Source organism: Mucilaginibacter sp. P5_A4 (assembly GCF_056400605.1).
Map to the genome: position 1 here is coordinate 20,777 of NZ_JBFUKX010000030.1, position 20,496 is coordinate 41,272.

A 20,496-nucleotide genomic window follows, 5' to 3' on the forward strand; every position below is an offset into this window, starting at 1 on the left:
CCTTAGCTTGTAGGTGTATTTTGTGCTTTTTGCGCAGCCGCTTTATCGGCGGCTTCTTTAGCTTTATCTTTTTCTTTTTGCTCCTGTCTGTATTTGCGGCGCATTTCTTTTTCTTCTTCGGTACGCTTGTGGAAGATCTCCCTGAAACGGTTATAATCAACGGTTAGGGTAAATCCTAAACCGGTTTCAACTATTTGGCCCTGTATTACAATAAACTCATCCCGGCGGTAAGCCCGCAGTGTATACCGGCCATCTTTGCTCAGTTTATAACCTACAGATACATCACCTGCTATATTAGTAGCTTTTTGACCCTGCTGGTTACCCTCCAGGTTAAAATTATTACCAACGCTTACAGTAAGCCTGTCGTTAAGGAAGCGTTTGGAAAGGCCCACGTTCAGATCTGTTCTGTTGGTTGCTGTGCCCGATGAGTAATCCTCGCCGGATGTTAGTCCGAAATTCAAATCAACCCCCTCTATCAGGTTACCTGCCAGTTTGTTCAGCTGCTCTGACAATAAACTGCTCACACTATTACGAATGGCGCCTTCAACACCTCCGCTACCAACCTGGCTTTGCAGTGGGTTATCACCAATAAAATGCCCTAATACCAATACTCCAAGTACTTGTTTATTCAGCTCATTAGGGTCCTGCCTTACCTGGCCCAGGCGGGTGTTCACGGTATTAACTACAAAGGGAGGTACAGTATAGTTGCTATCAGGAAGCACAATATCAAAGCTGATATCGGGTTTAAGCAGTTGATTCTTCAAGCTAAGGTTAACGTTGAAGGGCAGCTTTTGCTTATACATAGTGGAGTTGTCTGTGCCGCTAACCTGGTTTTCAACCAGGTCGATAGGGGGCACGTTAGCCACATAGGTAGCCGTCAGATCGATATTGGCGCTGGTTGGGTCGCCCGTCCAAACAATAGTACTTCCTTTTTTAAAGTTGAATTTACGTTTTTGAGCTGCGTATGACAGGTTATACGAGCCGGAGTTAACCACATAAGTACCTGTAAGGTTTATTTTCCCGCTTGGGTCTATACCGCCGTTTAGGTTAGCTTCGCCTTTCAGGTGAACAATATCACCATTACGTTCGTCAACCACAATGGTAAAGGCGGCATCTTTATCAATTTTTATATTGGCAGATACATCAAGCCCGGTAATATCCGATTTCCTGAGGGAGTCGAGTTGTTTTGCCAGCAATATAGAATCCATTTTGGGCGCGTTTTGATCTATAAATTCAACTACTCCTTTCCTGTCCTCTATTCCCGGATCGGTAGTTGGCAGTACAAACGTCATGTCGGTTTTGGGGTTTACTGTCAGGTTAGCATCCACAACTGGTTTCGCCATATTTCCGCGGATCCTGATGCGGCTATCTACGTAGAGCTTACCGTAAAACAGCTTATTATCGGCCTGGGTAGAGTTAACAGCCCTGAAATTGGTAGAGTTGATATCAAGCCCGAAAGCGAAATCGGAATATGTTTTGGTGTAAACGCTGCCGCTCACAGTGGCCTTATTCCCCGTTGAATCAACCAAAGTAAAATCATTAAAGCGGATGCCCTCGTCGTTAAACGTGATACTCTCTTTCGGCATCCTGAAGTAGGAGTTGAGCATGGCTACATTAAAACCAACTGTGTTAAAGTTTATATCGCCCCTTACAGATGGTGCATCAGTAGTTCCCGTTATTTTTAACTGCCCGGTAATATTACCCGATGCGTTACGCAAGCTGCCAAAGCTAAAACCTTCAATGCTTTTCATGCTCAGGTTAACTATATTCAGATTCATATCAAACCTGCTTTCGGGTGTGGTATAATACATCCCATTCAGGTCAACCTGGTTGCCTTTACCAGTGATGCTCACATTGGCGGCATAGGCATTGTTGGTTTGGTTATTTACCTTTAGGGCGATGTTGCCTACTGTATCCCCTTTAAAATTAAAATCGTTTATGTTGATGGCAGCTGTAAATGCCGGGGAAGCCTGGAAGTTGCTTACTACCGCGTCGCCATTAATGGTACCGCCAATTTGCAGACTGTCCTGTTGGGCCATTTTTGTAAGTGCTTCTATTTTAAAGTTGCTGAATTTAATATTAAGCGGACTATTAAATTCCTGCGTACTGCTGTTAACGCTTAATACCTGGTTGTTGTTGGTAATAGTAAAGTTATGTGCCATGATTCCTTTTGAACCGTATTGGAAAAAGTTATCGGCACTTACGGTCCATGGCAAATAATCAAGCAACAAGCCATCCTGGTTAAAACTAAACTGGTACTCGTTTGGTAATATGCTGAATGTACCTGCTAAGCGGTAGCGTTCTTTTTTAGCAGCATCGCGCATCTGCAGGCTTATACCAAGTTTGTTGTTTTGGGCGCTGCCCGATATGCTGGTATAAAGCAGATCAACAGACGAACCAACTTTTACCTCATCAACCGAGAGGTTGTAATTAAGCGCGTTGTTGCCTGTGTTGATATTTAGCGTTGCATGGTTTATGGTATTGGTGCCGTACACAACCTTTGGTATCGAGCCATTAACCACCAGCTCGCCGGTTGAACTGTTGAAGCTGCCTTTAAGCAATACCGGATCCAGCTGTTTCAAATCGGGGGCAAATTGGGTGAGCAGCGGCGTTTTAATCAAATGCGCATCAAACACAAATTGCTGCGGTGAGTATTTGGTTTTAACAGCAGGCGCTGTTTTAACTATTTTGCCACTTTTATTTTTTACAGCAACCTGTTGTCCACCGGCAATTGCGGTATTAAAGTATTTATTAATCACATCCTGTATGGCATCACCAATTTGGGTAAGCTTGTATTTACCGGCCATATGGGCAGTCATGATGGGGGTTTTTAATCGCAGCGTGCTGCTATCGGCATTAGCTGTCGAGATGAGGCTTACGGTATCCATTCGGATCCGCTGGCCTTTGTTTACCACTAAAAGATCAGTTGCTTTAATATTGGCATTCAGGTAATCCGGGTCGGCAGTAGGCACATCAGCAATTATCTTACCGTGAAAACGCATGTCCTCCTTCACAAAATTTAGCTTTTGCAGGTTAATGCTATCCACCGTTAAAGTGGCATTCACTGATGGGTATTTTTTATTCAGGTTGGCTTTGGCATCCAGGCCGAAATTGATGTTCGGGTCTTTCATGCGGGCAATAGCGGTATAAGCGCCATTGCTTGAGCTGCCTTTTAAAGCCAGGTTTTGATAAGTATAACCTTTAACATAGGCCTTTGCTAAATTACCGTTAAATTTAATGCTGGCAGTTTTAGGATCGATGCCGTAACCCTCCAGGTTGGCGGTTAACGTTATTTTACCAACGGTTTGAGGCTGTTTGGTAAGTGCGCCAACGTTAAGCTCATTAACTTTAATATTAGCCTTATAGCTTGCTTTGCTTTTGTTTTGGCCATCTTTCATACTTGCAGCCAAATCTGCAGCGCCAAGACTTGATCGCAGGGCCAGTTTGGTGTTAAAAGTATACATACTACCTTTAAAATTACCCTTCAGGTTCATATTCTCGGGAATAGTCACGTTTGGGGGAATGCTGCCTGCAGGCGCAAGTTTGGTAATATCTGTACGGCTGGTATTAAAGTCGGTTATGGAAACATCAAAATAGGCCTTATTCACATCGGGCAGCCCTTTCAGCTTTGCCGCTGCTTTGATGTGGGTATTGGTTAAACCGGTAATCTCCAGGTTGGGAATATTGAGGTTATTTACCTGCCCGTTTACTTTGCCATTTATTTTAAATACCGTATTTGGCGATGATTTAAATGGCTCCATAGTTGCCATGGTGGGCATCAACAATAACACATCCTTTAACCCTAAACGGCTGCCGTCCAAATTGGCATTAATACCCAGCAAGCCGATGTTTTTGGTGATGGCTGCTATAGACGGATATCTTACCTGTACCGATTTTTGCAGCGTGGTTTGCGGGGTCTCCAATAGCAAATCGTTCATATAAGCATTGGTCGGCCCGTAAAAGAAAGCGGTGCGAAACTTGTTGATCTTTAAGCCGCTTTTTTCGCTGAAAGAGAATGAGTTAATCTTGCCCGAAATAGTATCGGGATTGTAGGAAATATTTTCAGCATCTGCGTTCAGGCTGCGAAGGTCCATGTGGCCAAAATCAATGCCCTTTGCTATGGCTTTCTGAGCGTTATTGTCAAACTTAAGGTTGTCGTTGTTGAAGCGTATCTTCCATAACGCTATAGCCCAGCGTGATGATTGCGGAGCGGCCAATAGGGTATCAAGCTTTTTGGCGGTTTTAACTATTGCTTTGGTTACAGTTTGCGGTTTGGCCAGGCTTAAGGCTACTTTGGTATCATTCAGCTCAACGTTTTTGATCCCCACTTTTTGGTGTTTCAGGTCTATCTTGTCCATCTCGACCAAAAACTTGCTGAGATCGACATTGGCGGTCATTTCGTTGCTGCGGTAGTCAACTTTTATTTTTGATACATCTATCACACCCAGGTTAAGGTCTAAGTTCATGGGCTGCACCGCGGTATCAACTTTAGCAGCCTGTGCAATTGAAGAGCCTACAGGTGTTTGAATGATGCGCGCGTTAACGCCGGATAGGGTGATCCTGGGTATGGTGAATTTCATTTTATCCATATCAAAATCCTTTATCCGGGTATCAAAATGACCCAGCAGGAATTTTACATCGTTGCCCGTTGTCAGGTCCTTGTATTTGATATTGATCCTGTCGAGGTTAATCTTATCGACAGAGAATTTCATTGTCGAGGCAGTATCAGTTGGCTTAACCTCTTTTTTCTGTTCGCCGGCAAAGGCTTTAATAATATAGTCGAAGTTGAAAACGCTGTCGGCCCCACGGCTTACGTTTGCGGTAATGCCCTGCAGGTTAATTTCGTTTATCTCTACTTTGTTGTGCAGTAATTTAAACAGGCTGATATCCACCTTTAATTTATCACCAGCAATAAGGGTATCTTTCTTTTGATCCTCAAAGTAAACATCTTCCAAAACCAGCAACTTAGGTAAGCCAAGACTGATATGCCCTATTTTTACCCGGGTATGGATCTTTCCCTGTAAAAAAGTTACCGCTTTATCTTTAGCGAAGTTTTGAACAGCGGGAACCTGTATTAAAATTACTACAAGAATAATCAGCAAAACTACACTGGTAAGAATCCAGAGTATTGTTTTGAGGGTTATTCTTATAAATTTTTTCAATTGCATTAATTTTTCAAGGGTGAAGATCAACTTGGTTAATATAATCAAATAGTATGCTAAAACCTCCTTAAACGGCGAAGCTTTTATTAGATCCTTAAAAAAATAATCTCTCCCCGCAGCGGAGAATTTTAACGAGCTTGTTTTAGTCCCCACCCGGGGGCTGGATTGTTTTTAACTTTTCAACACCCAACATCACCAACTTGTTTTTTGGTAACTTTGTATTTCTACAGGATTTTTGCTGAAACGGATTTACTATGCCAGATTTTTCTCACTTACACGTACATACCCAGTTCTCGTTACTTGATGGCGCTGCCGATATATCAAAGCTATATAAAAAGGCCGCAGCCGACGGGATGAAGGCACTGGCTATCACCGATCATGGTAATATGTTCGGCGTATTTAAGTTTGTGGCCGAGGCGGGCAAACACAATGTGAAACCCATAGTAGGCTGTGAATTTTATGTGGTGGAAGATCGCCATAAAAAGCAATTTACCAAAGAGAAAAAGGATGTTCGCCGCCACCAGCTGATGCTGGCCAAAAATCCTGAGGGTTATAAAAACCTGGTTAAGTTATGCTCGCTGGGTTATATGGAAGGCTTATACAGCAAATGGCCCCGTATTGATAAGGAACTAATATTAAAATACCATAAAGGGATAATTGCTACTACCTGCTGTATTGGCGCATCGGTACCACAGGCTATATTAAGGGACACCCCCGAAGCGGCAGAAACCGAGTTTAAATGGTGGCTTGACCTGTTTGGAGAGGATTTTTACATTGAGCTGCAACGCCATGATATTCCGGATCAAAACATTGTTAATAAGGTGCTGCTTACCTATGCAAAAAAGTATAATGTAAAGGTGATCTGCTCCAACGATTCGCACTATGTAGATCAGCAGGATTCAAATGCTCATGATATTTTGCTTTGTGTAAATACAGGTGATATGCAAAGCACCCCCATAGCTACCGATGAAGAAGGCGGTCGTGGCTATCGTTTTGGTTTTCCAAACGATCAGTTTTACTTTAAAACACAACAGGAAATGAGCCACCTGTTTAACGATTTGCCCGAATCTTTAGATAATACAAACGAGATTGTTGATAAGGTGGAAGTGCTTAAATTAAAGCGCGACATTCTGCTCCCCAATTTCGTTATTCCGCCTGAGTTTAATATTCACAGCACACCCGATGCAGATACCCTTAACCAGTGGGAATACTTAAAGCATCTAACTTTTACCGGCGCCAAAGAGCGTTATAAAGAAATTACGCCCGAGGTAGAGGAGCGGATCAACTTTGAGTTGTTCACTATTCGTACCATGGGTTTTGCAGGCTACTTTTTAATTGTGGCCGACTTTATTAAGCATGGACGCGATATAGGGGTGTTTATTGGACCGGGCCGTGGTTCGGCAGCGGGATCAGTTGTAGCCTATTGTACAGGGATCACCAACATCGACCCGATGAAGTACAACCTCCTGTTTGAGCGTTTTCTTAACCCCGATCGTAAGTCGATGCCCGATATTGATACGGATTTTGATGATGCCGGCCGCCAGAGGGTAATTGATTATGTGGTTGAAAAATATGGTAAAAACCAGGTAGCACAAATCATTACTTATGGTTCCATGGCTGCCCGTACCAGTATCCAGGATGTGGGCCGTGTGTTGGATATGCCCCTATCCGAAATGAACCTGATCAAAAAGCTGGTTCCCGATACTTTGGGTATCACCCTAAGGGAAGCTATTGAACAGGTGCCGGAGTTAAAAGAGATTGTTAATGGTAACGATTTGCGTGGGCAGGTTTTACGTGAAGCCTCAAAGCTGGAAGGCTCGGTACGTAACACAGGCGTACATGCGGCAGGTATTATCATAGCGCCTTATGATTTAACCGATATAGTACCGGTTGCAGTTGCCAAAGACTCCGACCTGCTGGTTACCCAGTATGATGGGCGCGTAATTGAGGATGCCGGCGTAATCAAGATGGACTTTTTGGGTTTAAAAACCCTCACCATTTTGAAAGATGCATTGAGGATGATCAAGCAAAATCATGGGGTACATATTGATATCGATTACATTCCCCTTGATGATAAGGAAACCTATGAACTTTACCAACGCGGCGATACCAATGGTACTTTCCAGTTTGAAAGTGACGGGATGCAAATGTACCTGCGCGAGCTAAAGCCCGATAAGTTTGAGGATTTAATTGCCATGAACGCCCTGTACCGCCCGGGCCCGATAGAGTATATTCCCAACTTTATAAGCCGTAAGCATGGCCGCGAACCCATTGTGTTTGATTTGGCCGATATGGAGGAATACCTGGGCGAAACTTATGGTATTACCGTGTACCAGGAGCAGGTGATGCTTTTATCACAAAAACTGGCCGGCTTTAGTAAGGGTGATGCCGACGTTTTGCGTAAGGCCATGGGTAAAAAGCAAATTGAGGTACTCAATAAAATGGAGTCCCAGTTTATGGATGGGGCTATGGCTAAAGGTCATCCCAAAGATAAGCTTACCAAAATATGGACAGACTGGAAAGCATTTGCCCAGTACGCCTTTAATAAATCGCACTCTACCTGTTATGCCTTTGTGGCCTACCAAACAGCTTATTTAAAAGCGCATTACCCATCTGAGTACATGGCAGCGGTTTTAAATAACCAGAACAATATGGAAAAGATCACCTTTTTCATGGAAGAATGCCGCAGGATGGGTGTACAGGTTTTAGGTCCGGATATTAACGAGTCGGACATGGCTTTTGCGGTAAACAAAAAAGGCCAGGTACGTTTTGGATTAACGGGCGTTAAAGGGGTAGGCGATAAAGCGGTTGAAAGTATTATTGAGGAGCGCGAAGCTAATGGCCCGTATACGTCTGTATATGATTTTGCACGGCGGTCCAACACCCGCAGCGTAAACCGTAAATCATACGAAAACCTGGTTTATGGTGGTGCTTTTGATGAGTTTGGCTATAACCGCGCGCAATTTTTTGCTAAAACAGATGTTGGTGTATTAACAGGTATTGAACGCCTTACTAAGTATGCCAACGATTACCAGAATGTGCAAAGCAGTTCACAATCGTCATTATTTGGGGGCTCGGTAGCCTCATACGTTCCTGAACCGGCTATGCCCGAGGCAGAAGAATGGCCGCTGATAGAAAAGCTGAAATACGAAAAAACGGTGATCGGGATTTATTTAACGGGCCACCCGCTTGATAATTATAAGGTAGAGCTTGAACGTTTTTGCAACAGCACCATCAGCGATCTGAAATTGATGCAAAAAGCCCGCTCTGGTGAGGGTGGCGAAGATATTATGGGCGCTTTTAATGAGCTGCGTAAGAGGGGCGAGATCCGTATTGGCGGCCTGGTGGGGAATGTTCAGCACAAAATGACCAAGACAGGTAAGCCCTTTGGTACTTTTGTATTGGAGGATTACAACGAGTCGTATGAGTTTGCCCTATTTGGCGACGACTATGTGAAATTTCGTAACCTGATGATGGATGGCTACTTTTTACATATCAAAGGCAACATAGAAGAGAAATTTCGCCAGAAAGATAACTGGGACCTGCGCATCATGGTGATGGATTTGTTGTCCGAAATGCGGGATAAGCTCACCAAATCATTAACCGTATGTATCGATATCAGCATGCTTAACAGCAAACTGCTGGATGATATACAACACATTATTAACGAGAATAACCAGAAATACCCGGTTAAAAACTGCAAGCTGCGCTTCAAGATCAATAACCGCGAAGAGGCCATGCAGGTGGAGCTATCATCTAAAAACTTTAAAGTAAACCCGAGTGATGATTTGATTGAGGGGATATTCAATATTACAAATGTGCAGCCGGTGTTGGGGTAGGAGGATATAGTTTACATTATTATCGTTATTGCTTCGTTCCTCCGCAATGACGTTTCTTGTATTACCTTCAATTAACCCCTTGTTAAAAACTCACAGTCACGCCAACGTTAAGTGGATAACTTATATTAATATAATTGTCACATTGTCAGGCTGTGTTTGTGGCAAGCTAATTGAATAGTATATATTTGTATTACAAAATTTAAAAATAAAAATCATGGCTTTAGAAATAACTGATGCAAACTTTGACGAACTTGTGCTGAAATCAGACAAACCCGTACTTATTGACTTTTGGGCAGAATGGTGTGGTCCGTGTAGAATGGTTGGTCCGGTAGTTGAAGATATTGCAAAAGAATACGAAGGCAAAGCTGTTGTTGGTAAAGTAAATGTCGACAACAATCCAGGTATATCAATGAAATTCGGTATCCGTAACATCCCTGCTTTATTATTCTTTAAAAATGGCGAAATTGTGGATAAACAAATTGGTGCAGTTCCAAAATCAGTATTAACTGAGAAATTAGCTAAGCAATTAGCTTAACCCGTACAGGCATAAATTAAGTTTATCAACAGCTTAATCCACCATATTTTACTTTAAAAAGCGTTGCATATTTTGGCAACGCTTTTTTTATGCCCTATATTAGCCTTATGCCCCAATTAAACAACAATCAGCAAATACGGCAGTTAGCCAATCTTGAGCTGCTGGCCCGGCAGGTAGTTGAAGGTTTTATAACCGGGCTGCACCAAAGCCCGTTCCATGGGTTTTCGGTAGAGTTTGCCGAACACCGTTTGTACAATAACGGCGAATCAGTAAAAAATATCGATTGGAAACTGCTTGCCCGTACCGATAAACTGTTTGTAAAGCAATTTGAGGAGGAAACCAATCTGCGCTGCTATCTGCTGCTGGATACTTCATCATCTATGAACTTTCCTGAAAAAGGGATTAGCAAGCTGCAATTTTCTATATATGCCACGGCATCCTTAATGCACTTGTTTAAGAAGCAACGGGATGCTTTTGGACTCTGCCTGTTTTCGGACAAAGTAGATTGGCTGAGCGCTGCAAAATCAACCACAACCCACCTTTTTCATTTATATGCCGAATTGGAGAAAGCATATAATAACCCGCAGGTAAACACGGTTACCAATATTACCCAGGTATTGCACCATGTGGCTAATGAAATTCACCAGCGATCAATGGTAATAATTTTTAGCGATATGCTGGAAAATAGCCTGAATCCTGATAAGCAGCAGGCTTTGTTTGCAGCGGTTCAGCATTTAAAGTTTAGTAAACATGAAGTGATTATTTTTAATATAAACGATAAGCATAAGGAGATTGACTTTAACTTTGATAACCGCCCGCATCATTTTGTTGATATAGAAAGCGGAGCCGAAATAAAGGTACATCCCGGTAAAATAAGGGATGCCTACAAAGCTTCATTAACAGAATACCGGCATCAGCTGGAATTAAAATGCGCCCAATATCATATCGACCTGGTTGATGTTGATATTAATGAAGGATACCAAACCATGTTAAAAACATACCTGGTTAAAAGAAATAAAATGATATAAAGGAAAGGTCTATGAAAGCGGGATGGGGGTATTAAATATCAATTTAACGGCAGTCCCTTTGCCCTTTACCGAATTTATTTGCACTTTAATGTCATGAAATGCGGTAATACTTTTAACAATAGCTAAGCCTAAACCATAACTCTCTTTTTCATCGGTCTCAAGCTTTTCAAAGCGGTTAAATGCACTTTCTATTTGTTTTTGCTCCATGCCCGCGCCGGTATCGGCAATAATGATGGTATACATTTCCTCTTTCAGTTCATCACTTATGGTGATACTTCCTTCGGTGTTGTTATATTTTATGGCATTATTAATTATATTATATAACAGTGTATGCATTAGCGGGCGATTGCCCTGTATGGTGTAAATGTATTTAAGGTTATTGATAAAGGTTAGGTGTTTTTCTTCAATCCGGTCTTCCAGCTCTTCCTGTATCTCCATTACTACGGCTGCTATCATTACCATATCGGCTTTATCGTACTGGTTATTTTCAACCTTCGATATCAGCAATAAACTGTTAATGATAGATTTGAGCCGGTTGAGTGTTTTTAGCGATGCATGCATTTTATTCTCGCTGCCCTCGCTCAATTCTTCCTGCAATAAAATATTCTCAAGCCTCGAACTAATGATGGATATAGGTGTAAGCAACTCATGCGAAACATTGGCGATGAATTGCTTTTCGAGGATAAACAGGTTGGATATTTTTCTCATCAGCGAACTGATGCTATCGTCGAGCAGTTCAAAATCCTGTGTGGTGGTTTTTATCTTTTCATAATCAAAGTTCATGGGATCGTTTACCTTAATAAGTTTACGATCGATGATCTGGTAAAAGGGGGCCAATAAAAATTTAGTAAAAATCAGGTCGCTTATCAATGTCAGCACCAGGGCAATAATCAAAACCAGGATAGTAAACTTTTTGATAATTGATTTTAACTCCTCAACCGATTCAATGGCCACGCCAATGCGAAGCATATAAGTATGCCCTTCAAAATTTAGCCGGTGGGTTAAAACGCGGTAAGTTTGGGTATACTTGTCAAAATCGCGCGTTTCGGTAGTAAACTTTACTTCTTTTGTGATCTCGGGGTTGTATTTTGCCAGTGTAATGGTGATAAACTCTTCCTTCAAAATATTATAGTCGGTATAAGCTTTCTGATCTTTTAAAATACTGCCGATCTCTTTTGACGATAGACTTTTTAAGGTTTCTTTTTGATCATTTTCAAGGCGAAGTTCGATATGATTGTAGGAAATTTTCTCGATAGATAGCAGGATAAGCAGGCCCGTGAACAGGATAATAGCTACTTTGGTAAGCGTATTATAAAGGGCCAGTTTTACCTGTAGTTTCATTTACACTCTGTTTGGTTAAATATTGATTCGGTAACCAATGCTCCTTACGGTTTCAAACCAATCGATAGGAATGTATTGGGATAGTTTTTTTCGAAGGTTTTTTACATGCACATCCACAAAGTTCGAGTCGGAGTTTATCTCCAATACATCGCCCCAAACGTGTTCAGTTAAGTTGGTACGCGATATTACACGATTTTTATTGAGTACAAGGTAGTTGAAGATCTCGAACTCTTTTTTGGTAAGATTGATTCGCTCCTCATTATACATCACCGTACGGTTCTGGATATTAACTTTTAATCCTTTAATGTTAATATCGTTACTTTCCAGCCGGTGCTTGCGGCGGGTAATGGCATGCATGCGAGCTAACAATTCGCTTAAAGAAAATGGCTTAGCCAGGTAATCATCAGCGCCTTGCTCCAGGCCCGATACCCGATCGTCGACCGCGCCACGAGCAGTGAGGATAATAACGGCATCGTCGCGTTTATCCAAACCTTTGAGCATCTTCAAAAGGTCGAAACCATCGCCATCAGGCAAGCCGAGATCAAGCAGTATGAAATCATAATTATTTACAAAGATCTTTTCCTCTGCCGATCTTTTGGTGCGTGCGTGTTCAACTGTAAACCCTTCGTGGCTTAAAAACTCATCAACCTCAAGGGCCAAACCTTTCTCGTCTTCAACAATTAATACATTCATAAGCGCGCAATTTACAAAAGGTATGGATAAAAAGATAAAAGACTTATTGACAAAGAAGAAGGTGGAAAAAATCGCCAACTCAGAATATATCCTTCCTTTAAGACTTTAATAAAATTATTTACGTTTGTCTATTTAAAATTACCAAAATCAATTTCAGCCAAACGCTGTTACCAAGTAAATATTATTCTTTTATATGAGACTTTCCATTGAACGCAAACCCATAAGAGTTAACCCCGACCCCAAACGTGTAATTGCAAGATTCTTTTTCAATGGTAATGATCGTGCTAAAGAAGTAATAGAACGGGTAATGGGCATCAGCGAGGAAATTGCCTTTGGTATTGTTTCGCCGCTGTTGCAGGAATACTCCAAACGTCACCGTAATATAACCCGGGTTTTAAATCGTCATTGCAGCAAATTAAAACCGCTATTTATAGAGTTGAATATTGATTATGATACACTTACGATTAGCCGTAAATTGCTTATCGGTTCTTATTTTACACACGAATATTCTATAGAATCGGCAGCATTCTTTAATCCATCCATTGTTGAGGACCCGGATCAGACTGAACTTGAAGACGGACAACGCCGGGTGATCATCAGTTTCAGGGCGGTAGGCGAGGGGCATATTTCATCTATCACGTTTCGCCGTGGATTAATTGATAAGTTTAATAATATTACCATTTTACCTGCGGGTAATTATATCGATGAGGCCGAAATTGTACGCAACGCCGTTTATAATAAAAAACTTTTTTTTGATAAAGCAGCCGTAACCCAGATAGATATTGATGTTTTAAATGAGCTGGAATCAAAGCTCGACCATCACTTTGAATACGCCAACCTGCGCCGTATCATTATCGAATCGCAAGGGCTACAGGAAAGCGATATGAAAAAACTGGAATACGATAAAGTACTCTGGCTGGCCGATTCATATTATGAGATTGTTTTTTCATTGGATACCGATATTTCCGACAGGGTAATATTCCCGATATCTGAGTACGAGCGTAAAGGTATTGAGGATGCCCGTTTTGTTCAGTTCACTAATGAAGATAACAGTTCTGTTTACTATGCTACCTATACTGCTTACGATGGTTCGCTCATTATGCCTAAACTATTGCAAACCACAGATTTTTATAATTTCAAAATAATGCCCTTATATGGTGCAGGCGCTCAAAATAAGAACCTGGCCCTGTTTCCGCGTAAAATAAATGGCAAATTTGCAATGATATCCCGTATTGATGGCTGTAATAACTATATCATGTATGCGGATAAGATAAATATATGGGAAAAGCCAATCCTGCTGCAGCAACCTAAATTTACCTGGGAATTTATACAGATAGGTAACTGCGGTTCGCCTATCGAGACTAAAGATGGCTGGCTGGTAATAACCCATGGCGTAGGCCCTATGCGCCGCTATGTATTGGGCGCAAGTTTATTAAAACTGGATGATCCGGCTATTGAAATAGGCCGTCTGCATGAGCCGCTCCTGATCCCTAATAGCGATGAACGCGAGGGTTATGTGCCTAATGTATTATACTCCTGTGGAGCAATAATACACAACGACAAGCTGATTATCCCATATGGGGTATCAGATTCCTCAACCGCATTTGCCGAGGTGAGCCTGGCGGAGCTGTTAACGAAGCTAAAAGAGGATAAAAGCGAATAACCAGCTTTTGTTACCTTTTAAATTGGCCAATAGCTATGCCCCAGATTTCGTTCTGCTTTCGGCCTTCCACAAACAGCAAACCGTCCTAAATAATAAGCCGTATTATTTCAACTTTGTATCCTGATTTCTTGTCGTTCATTTAAAAAAATGGCGTTACAATTCAATATGGCAGGTTATTAAAAATTTAAAAAAAAAACATGAGTTTGGCATATCCATTGATGTAATAATAAAGGTGGCCCTATTTAATTTTACAGTGGGTGTTATGATTTATTATATGATAAAAAACTTATAAAACAATGGATCATTTTAGAGAAATAAAAAACAGCTTAACCTGGCACAACGAGGGCAAATTTGAAGTTGAGCTGATTAATGGTATTATTACCAAACTTAATTTTTGCGAGCCTGGAAAGGGCCCTGAAGACTTAGGCAAGTCTCTTACTTCAACCAACTACAAATATTTGCAATCGGTTTACACGTGCCTTGGCGATCTGTTCAATTTTATTGAGGAAGAAAACAAAAAATTAGGTTACAGCTATGCCCGTAAAGCCGAAGTTTTGCAACATCAGCAGGAAGAAGTTCAGGAGGAAGTTACCGAGAACCCTTATCCACTGCTTGGCGAGACCAAAATAAGGCCGTTAAATGATTTCATAAATCAGCCAGAATCTGGTAATTCTTCCGAAGAAAACGGATTGATAAGGGATGCCGGGTGATAGTTTACGGGGTAAAGCTTAAAGCCGTTTTTAGTATTGTGATACTTTAACAAGTACCGCATTAGCTTGTTTATGGCTTTTTCCTTCACTATGCATGCTTTCAGCTATCTTGTTTTCCACCCAGTATCTTCACATATAGTTCTAAATAATCTGCCACCATCTTATCGCTTGAAAACCGGGAACCTGCCCAATTATAGCAATCAATCCTTTTAATTTCACCCAGTCGTGACACTGCTTCAACCGCTTCATCAACCGTATTAACTAAAAAGCCTGTTTGTGCATGCCTGATCAGCTCCGGCATCGATCCTTTATTAAATGCAATTACCGGGGTACCGCAAAGCATGGCCTCGGCCACACTCATTCCGAATGGTTCATTAAAACTGATGGGGTGTAACAAGGCAGCGGCTTTACCTAAAAGTGCTTTACGTTTATCCGGCCCGGCATGGCCAACATATTCTATTTCACCGGATAAAAAAGGCTCTATTTTTTCGCGGTAGTAATTCGCATCCTGTATAATACCCGCTATGAGCAGCCTTCGTTTGCTTTTTTTTGCTATTTGGATCGCTTCGGCTGTGCCCTTGTCTGGATGAATGCGGCCAAAGTAAAGCAGATAATCCTCCGGTTTTTCATAAAATTCAAAATCGCGGGTATCCAGGCCGTTATAAACCGTTGCCATGTAGCTAAGCTCCGGGCTGCGATCGGCATTACTGATGGATACATAATTACCTATGTGGTTATACTTTTTATAAACCGGGATGATCTTTGACGATGAAAAACCGTGTATCGTAGTGATGACGGGTGTTTTGATGAGACCCGAATAAGTAAGCGGCAAAAAATCAAAATTGTTGTGAATAATATCAAACCCGCCGGCTTTTTCCATCAGGTTACTTATGTGCAGGCACTCCAGTACTTTGGCATCCTGGCTGCGGTCTTCCTCGTAACCGTAGGCACAAACTGCATCCAGTTTACCGGCAGTTACAGAATCGCCCGTGGCAAAAAGTGTAACTTCAATACCCAGCTTTATTAACCCTTCGGCAATATTTGATGCAATTTGTTCCCATGGCCCGTAATGCCTGGGTGGTGTGCGCCAGGCTACAGGTGCTAAAACCGCTACCTTCATTTAGCAGATCTCCAGTTTTTGCCCATATTTGTTGTATTCGTATTCCAGCTCAAATGCTTTCAATACAGTTAAATGCGATATCAGGTAAGCCAGCGTACTTTCGGCACCCTGGTTACGGTTAATGCCTTTTGGCAGCAAACCATCGCAACAACCTTTGGTTTCATGGTCATATAAAGGGGCACGCAGCGTGTTTTCGCCCAGGAACCATTTGTAGCACAGGAACATTTTTTCAACATATTGCGGTACCCTAAAGATCTGGTAAGCCTGGAAATGCATCAACACCATGGCCATCGTTTCAATGGCCTGCTGATCGAATGTAGGGAAGGTGCCGCCACGATAATACCAGCCATCATTACCAACCGGGCTTAAATAACCGTTAGATAGGGTTAGCTTATCTAAAAATGCCATGGTTGCAAGTGCTATTCTTTTGGCATTGTCGTTACCTGTAATTTCGCAGGAATGCAAAAGTGCAAGCGGTAGTATGGCATTATCATAGGTCATTTTTTCTTCAAACCATTGCCAGTCATCTGATTGCGTGTTTTCATATGCATCTATAAGTGGTTGAGTAAGGTTGGCCAACATTTTAACCATACCTTCATCTGTAGGGAAAACCTGTAAATACAAACTTACACCAATAATAGTATTGGCCACTCCCCGTAAATGTTTTAATGCTGCAAAATGCGGTATCGATTTATGGAAGATCTCTAATGCAAACTCCCTGTATGAGTTACTGGCTGCGCAACTTATCAAATAACCTAATGACCAAACGGTACGCCCGAATGAGTCCTCAGAACCAACCTCATCCAGGTAACGCCTGTCAAAGCTCAGGAAGTTACGGAAGTTACCGTCATCCGTTTGCATATAGTGAATATAGCTTAGATAGATAGGGAGCAGTTCAAAAGCTTCGTTGCTTTTATTACGCTGGTAAGCCATCAGCGCCATAATGAGCGCACGTGCGTTATCATCCAAACAATAGCCCTCTTTTAAATTGGGGATACCATATTTGGCATGCTGTACTATACCGGTATCATCGGTTAAACGCAATACATGTGTTAAACTGAATTTAGGGAGTATTTCGGGGTCAACAATGCTGTTCTTTAATATCTTGTCACTAAAATCAAACCTTGAAACCGATTCCTGTGCTGCTTTAATAAATTCAGAACCGATTACCGGCCAGCGCAGGTGCAGGCCATATTGATAGGCGTTTTCTTTTAATTCCAGTAAAACGCGGTCCTGGTCCAGCAATTCAATTACGGTTTCGGCAAGCGCTTCGGAGTTTTTAAAATCAAACAATCTTCCGCGGTTATCAGCCAAAAGCTCGGTGGCGTGCCAGTATGGGGTTGATACAACGGCAGCACCTGCACCTACAGCGTATGATAAGGTGCCGCTGGTAATCTGTGCTTCGTTCAGGTATGGGGTAACGTATAATTCGCAGGCAGTAAGGTAATTTATCAGTTCTTCCTCGGGAACAAATTTGTTGATGAACGCCAGGTTTTGTGATACACCTAATTGCGCGGCCAACGATTTCAGGTGATCGCGGTATTCCTCGCCCGAACTTTTGATAACGCCAGGGTGCGTGTTCCCCAATATCACGTACATCACATCCGGATGTTTAGCTACAATTTTAGGTAAGGCTTTTATAACGGTTTCTAATCCTTTATTGCGGCTTAGTAAACCAAATGTTAGCATTACCCGGTGGTTTTTAAATGTGATGAGATTTTTTACCGGGTTTTCTTCCAGCGCTTCTATATCCGGCACACCATGCTCAATGATCTGGATCTTTTCGGCGGGGATCTCATAAATACAAGTTAAAAACTCTACAGCCCGATGACTCATTACGATGATCTTTGAAGATTGCTCGGCAATTTCACGGATGATGATGCGCTGAACATAGCTGGGATCTTTTAGTATGGTATGCAGTATGGATATTAAAGGTTTCTCTAACCGGTTTATCAATGGCAATATGTAAATGCCGCTTTCGCCGCCATAAATGCCAAACTCATGTTCCATAATACAAACATCAGCATTGCTGGTGTTGATATAATTGGCTGCCTTGATATAGTCCTTTTGGTGATTTTGACGGATAACGTATTTTACCTCCTCGGGATACTCGTATTCCTGGATGCTTTCCGAATCATTTAAAGCAACAACAAAGCCGCCTTGTAACAGTGATGTCCTTTCAGGAAAGTTCGCGTTGATAGCACACATTAAATTTTGATTAAATGTGGCTAAACCGCATTCGCGGGGAGGATAGGTAGATATATATGCTATTTTCATGTTTGGTAGAAATATTAAAAACTGTGGTACAGAAAAAACATCAATTTTTAATTGTTTGTTTACTTCGTTGACTATAAAAAAGGGCATTAGTGCTCTTGATTATAAAGATAGAGGCGCCTGCAGCGCATTTTTATGGCTATGTGGATAAATGCATAAACTATACCAATTTAATTAAAACTAAATTTTATAAGATATTATTTAATATTGATGACCTAAAAGTTACCAGCAGCAAATGGAGAATATTGCTTACAAATTAGGCTGTGCAGTAGTTTATGGCTTCTATAATTACCTCACACGCTTTTTCAATTTCACCAGGTTTGATGATGAGTGGCGGGGCAAGGCGCATAGAATTGCTACAATGCAAAAACCAGTCAGTTATTACGCCGTTTTCAATACAGCGGTCAATTATTTTTTTATTCAGATCAAAATCTTCAAGTTCGATGGCCAGCATCAGCCCTTTTCCCCGAATTTCCTTTATGGCCGGGTGAACCAGCAACTTGCGTAACTGCGTTTCCTTTTCGGCTACGCCCGATGCCAGGTCGTCATTAATCAAAACCTCCAGGGCGGCCAGTCCTGCTGCGCAGCATACCGGGTGGCCACCAAAGGTGGTGATATGGCCTAAGATAGGGTTTTCTTTTAAGGAATCCATTATATTGTTGGATGATATAAAAGCGCCGATGGGCATTCCTCCCCCCAGGGCTTTTGCCAGTAACAATATATCGGGCACAATGCCAAAATGCTCAAAAGCAAAAAGTTTACCTGTACGGCCAAACGCGGCCTGTATCTCATCTAAAATAAGCAGTGTGCCTGTTTCATCACACCGTTTGCGTAAAGCCTGCATGTAGGCAATGTCAGGTACCCTGATACCAGCCTCGCCTTGTATGGTTTCAACAATAACGCAGGCGGTTTCATCGGTTATATGCGGCAGATCGTCGGCATTATTAAACCGGATAAAGGTAACACCAGGCAGCAAAGGCCTGTAGGCCTGCTTAAATTCCTCGTTACCCATTACACTTAAGGCTCCGTGCGAACTGCCGTGGTACGAATTATGAAAGGCCACTATTTGCTGCCTGCCGGTAAAACGCTTGGCCAGTTTTAAGGCTCCTTCAACCGCCTCGGCGCCCGAGTTGGTAAAATAAACTGATTGCAGGTTCCCGGGAAGTAAGGACACCAGCTTTTCAGCAAAACGTACTTGCGGTGTTTGTACAAACTCGCCATAAACCATCAGGTGCATGTATTTATCAACCTGCTGTTTAATGGCCTCTTTTACGTGTGGGTTGCCATGCCCCAAACTGCTTACGCCAATACCCGAGATGAGGTCAATAAAAGCCTTGCCCGCTGCATCGTACATATAAATACCCTCGGCATGCTCAAATTCCAGTAATAAAGGAAAATTGGTTGTTTGCGCGTTATTAGCCAAAAAAAGCTGACGTAGGGTAGGCATAAAAGTATTAAGTGCTAAGTCTTGAGTTTATCAGTCCAAAGATAAGTTAATTGTGAGGTAATGCCAGTGAACTTTTAATGTGAGAAATCTAAAACAAAACAAATCGCCGGCAATTCCCCCTAATGCCTAATGCCTAATGCCTAATGCCTAATGCCTAATGCCTAATGCCTAATGCCTAATGCCTAATGCCTAATGCCTAATTCCCCGCCCGTTCGCTGCGTTCGCTGAGTTGTTTGATGAGCTCGTCGTTAAACTCCTGTTCGCTTTTGTAAAGCTTGCTTACTTTTTCGGGCGGAAGTATTTTTGAAAAAGAGTCCCGGTAGCGTTTACGTATAGCTACCATTTGGCTTTCGTAGTAAATTTCCTTGTCTATTTGCTCTGTACCATTAGAGGAGGCACTGGAGTTGTTTAAACGTTTTAAGATGCGTACAGCAGTTAGCTCCTGTTGGTATTGGCGGTATAGGGGCCAAAACTTAGTTGATTCACGGTCACTAAGATCAAGCTGTTTGCTGATAAAATTGTTGCGTGCGGCCTCAAGCTTAGCGCCCATTCCATTTTTCTTAGGGCGTGCCGCGTTCTGCCTGGCCGGTGCCAGGTTGTTAACCTGCGCGTAGGATTCCAGACCGGCAGCTATAATAAATAGTATTAAAAAAATATGCCTGATTAACTTACCCATTAAAACTC

12 protein-coding genes are annotated in these 20,496 nt (G+C 42.0%); 5 read left to right on the top strand and 7 right to left on the bottom strand.

Translation table 11 applies throughout. The features are described 5' to 3' along the window. Positions 1-2: 2 nt before the first annotated feature. Positions 3-5,162: a translocation/assembly module TamB domain-containing protein gene (locus AC1DQW_RS17425; protein WP_477455255.1), complete on the bottom strand. Its 5,160-nt coding sequence runs from the start codon at positions 5,160-5,162 to the stop codon at positions 3-5. Between the two features lie 254 nt (positions 5,163-5,416). Between AC1DQW_RS17425 and dnaE the strand changes: the two genes are divergently transcribed. From dnaE to AC1DQW_RS17440, 3 genes are all read left to right on the top strand, one after another. After that, the gene (gene dnaE, locus AC1DQW_RS17430) at positions 5,417-9,001 is read left to right on the top strand and encodes a DNA polymerase III subunit alpha (protein ID WP_477404031.1); all 3,585 of its coding nucleotides are present in this window, start codon (positions 5,417-5,419) and stop codon (positions 8,999-9,001) included. Positions 9,002-9,215: 214 nt separating this feature from the next. Further along, positions 9,216-9,536 (top strand): thioredoxin, encoded by a 321-nt coding sequence (trxA, locus tag AC1DQW_RS17435; protein WP_295720942.1) that lies wholly within the window; start codon positions 9,216-9,218, stop codon positions 9,534-9,536. A gap of 107 nt (positions 9,537-9,643) precedes the next feature. Next, entirely contained in the window at positions 9,644-10,564 is a 921-nt protein-coding gene (locus tag AC1DQW_RS17440; RefSeq protein WP_477455256.1) for a DUF58 domain-containing protein, read from the top strand. Between the two features lie 9 nt (positions 10,565-10,573). Here AC1DQW_RS17440 and AC1DQW_RS17445 read toward each other — a convergent pair whose 3' ends face one another. Further along, positions 10,574-11,905, bottom strand: coding sequence for a sensor histidine kinase (locus tag AC1DQW_RS17445; protein ID WP_477455257.1), 1,332 nt, complete (start codon positions 11,903-11,905; stop codon positions 10,574-10,576). Between the two features lie 15 nt (positions 11,906-11,920). Beyond that, positions 11,921-12,598 (bottom strand): response regulator transcription factor, encoded by a 678-nt coding sequence (locus AC1DQW_RS17450; protein ID WP_477455258.1) that lies wholly within the window; start codon positions 12,596-12,598, stop codon positions 11,921-11,923. Positions 12,599-12,791: 193 nt separating this feature from the next. On the opposite strand from AC1DQW_RS17450, the gene AC1DQW_RS17455 reads away from it, so the two are divergent. Together AC1DQW_RS17455 and AC1DQW_RS17460 are read left to right on the top strand one after the other, a co-directional pair. Next, on the top strand, positions 12,792-14,261 hold the full coding sequence (locus AC1DQW_RS17455; protein WP_477455259.1) for a glycoside hydrolase family 130 protein: 1,470 nt from the start codon (positions 12,792-12,794) through the stop codon (positions 14,259-14,261). Positions 14,262-14,557: 296 nt separating this feature from the next. After that, positions 14,558-14,971: a hypothetical protein gene (locus AC1DQW_RS17460; protein WP_477455260.1), complete on the top strand. Its 414-nt coding sequence runs from the start codon at positions 14,558-14,560 to the stop codon at positions 14,969-14,971. A gap of 100 nt (positions 14,972-15,071) precedes the next feature. Here AC1DQW_RS17460 and AC1DQW_RS17465 read toward each other — a convergent pair whose 3' ends face one another. The 4 genes from AC1DQW_RS17465 to AC1DQW_RS17480 all read right to left on the bottom strand — a co-directional run bounded on the left by AC1DQW_RS17465 (position 15,072) and on the right by AC1DQW_RS17480 (position 20,488). After that, complete coding sequence (locus tag AC1DQW_RS17465; RefSeq protein WP_477455261.1) at positions 15,072-16,091, bottom strand: glycosyltransferase family 4 protein; 1,020 nt, start codon at positions 16,089-16,091, stop codon at positions 15,072-15,074. Further along, on the bottom strand, positions 16,092-18,368 hold the full coding sequence (locus tag AC1DQW_RS17470) for a glycosyltransferase family 4 protein (protein ID WP_477455262.1): 2,277 nt from the start codon (positions 18,366-18,368) through the stop codon (positions 16,092-16,094). It lies immediately after the preceding gene. A 253-nt stretch (positions 18,369-18,621) separates the two neighbouring features. Next, complete coding sequence (locus tag AC1DQW_RS17475; protein ID WP_477455263.1) at positions 18,622-19,812, bottom strand: aspartate aminotransferase family protein; 1,191 nt, start codon at positions 19,810-19,812, stop codon at positions 18,622-18,624. 196 nt (positions 19,813-20,008) lie between these two features. After that, positions 20,009-20,488, bottom strand: a complete 480-nt coding sequence (locus AC1DQW_RS17480) for a hypothetical protein (protein ID WP_477417917.1) — start codon at positions 20,486-20,488, stop codon at positions 20,009-20,011. Positions 20,489-20,496: the final 8 nt, after the last annotated feature.

Bases quoted from the DNA above. Each gene is read 5' to 3' on its own strand.
- dnaE (WP_477404031.1), top strand. From the start codon at position 5,417: ATGCCAGATTTTTCTCACTTACACGTACATACCCAGTTCTCGTTACTT.
- AC1DQW_RS17445 (WP_477455257.1), bottom strand. From the start codon at position 11,905: ATGAAACTACAGGTAAAACTGGCCCTTTATAATACGCTTACCAAAGTA.
- AC1DQW_RS17460 (WP_477455260.1), top strand. From the start codon at position 14,558: ATGGATCATTTTAGAGAAATAAAAAACAGCTTAACCTGGCACAACGAG.
- AC1DQW_RS17450 (WP_477455258.1), bottom strand. From the start codon at position 12,598: ATGAATGTATTAATTGTTGAAGACGAGAAAGGTTTGGCCCTTGAGGTT.
- AC1DQW_RS17480 (WP_477417917.1), bottom strand. From the start codon at position 20,488: ATGGGTAAGTTAATCAGGCATATTTTTTTAATACTATTTATTATAGCT.
- AC1DQW_RS17465 (WP_477455261.1), bottom strand. From the start codon at position 16,091: ATGAAGGTAGCGGTTTTAGCACCTGTAGCCTGGCGCACACCACCCAGG.
- AC1DQW_RS17470 (WP_477455262.1), bottom strand. From the start codon at position 18,368: ATGAAAATAGCATATATATCTACCTATCCTCCCCGCGAATGCGGTTTA.
- AC1DQW_RS17440 (WP_477455256.1), top strand. From the start codon at position 9,644: ATGCCCCAATTAAACAACAATCAGCAAATACGGCAGTTAGCCAATCTT.
- AC1DQW_RS17475 (WP_477455263.1), bottom strand. From the start codon at position 19,812: ATGCCTACCCTACGTCAGCTTTTTTTGGCTAATAACGCGCAAACAACC.
- trxA (WP_295720942.1), top strand. From the start codon at position 9,216: ATGGCTTTAGAAATAACTGATGCAAACTTTGACGAACTTGTGCTGAAA.
- AC1DQW_RS17455 (WP_477455259.1), top strand. From the start codon at position 12,792: ATGAGACTTTCCATTGAACGCAAACCCATAAGAGTTAACCCCGACCCC.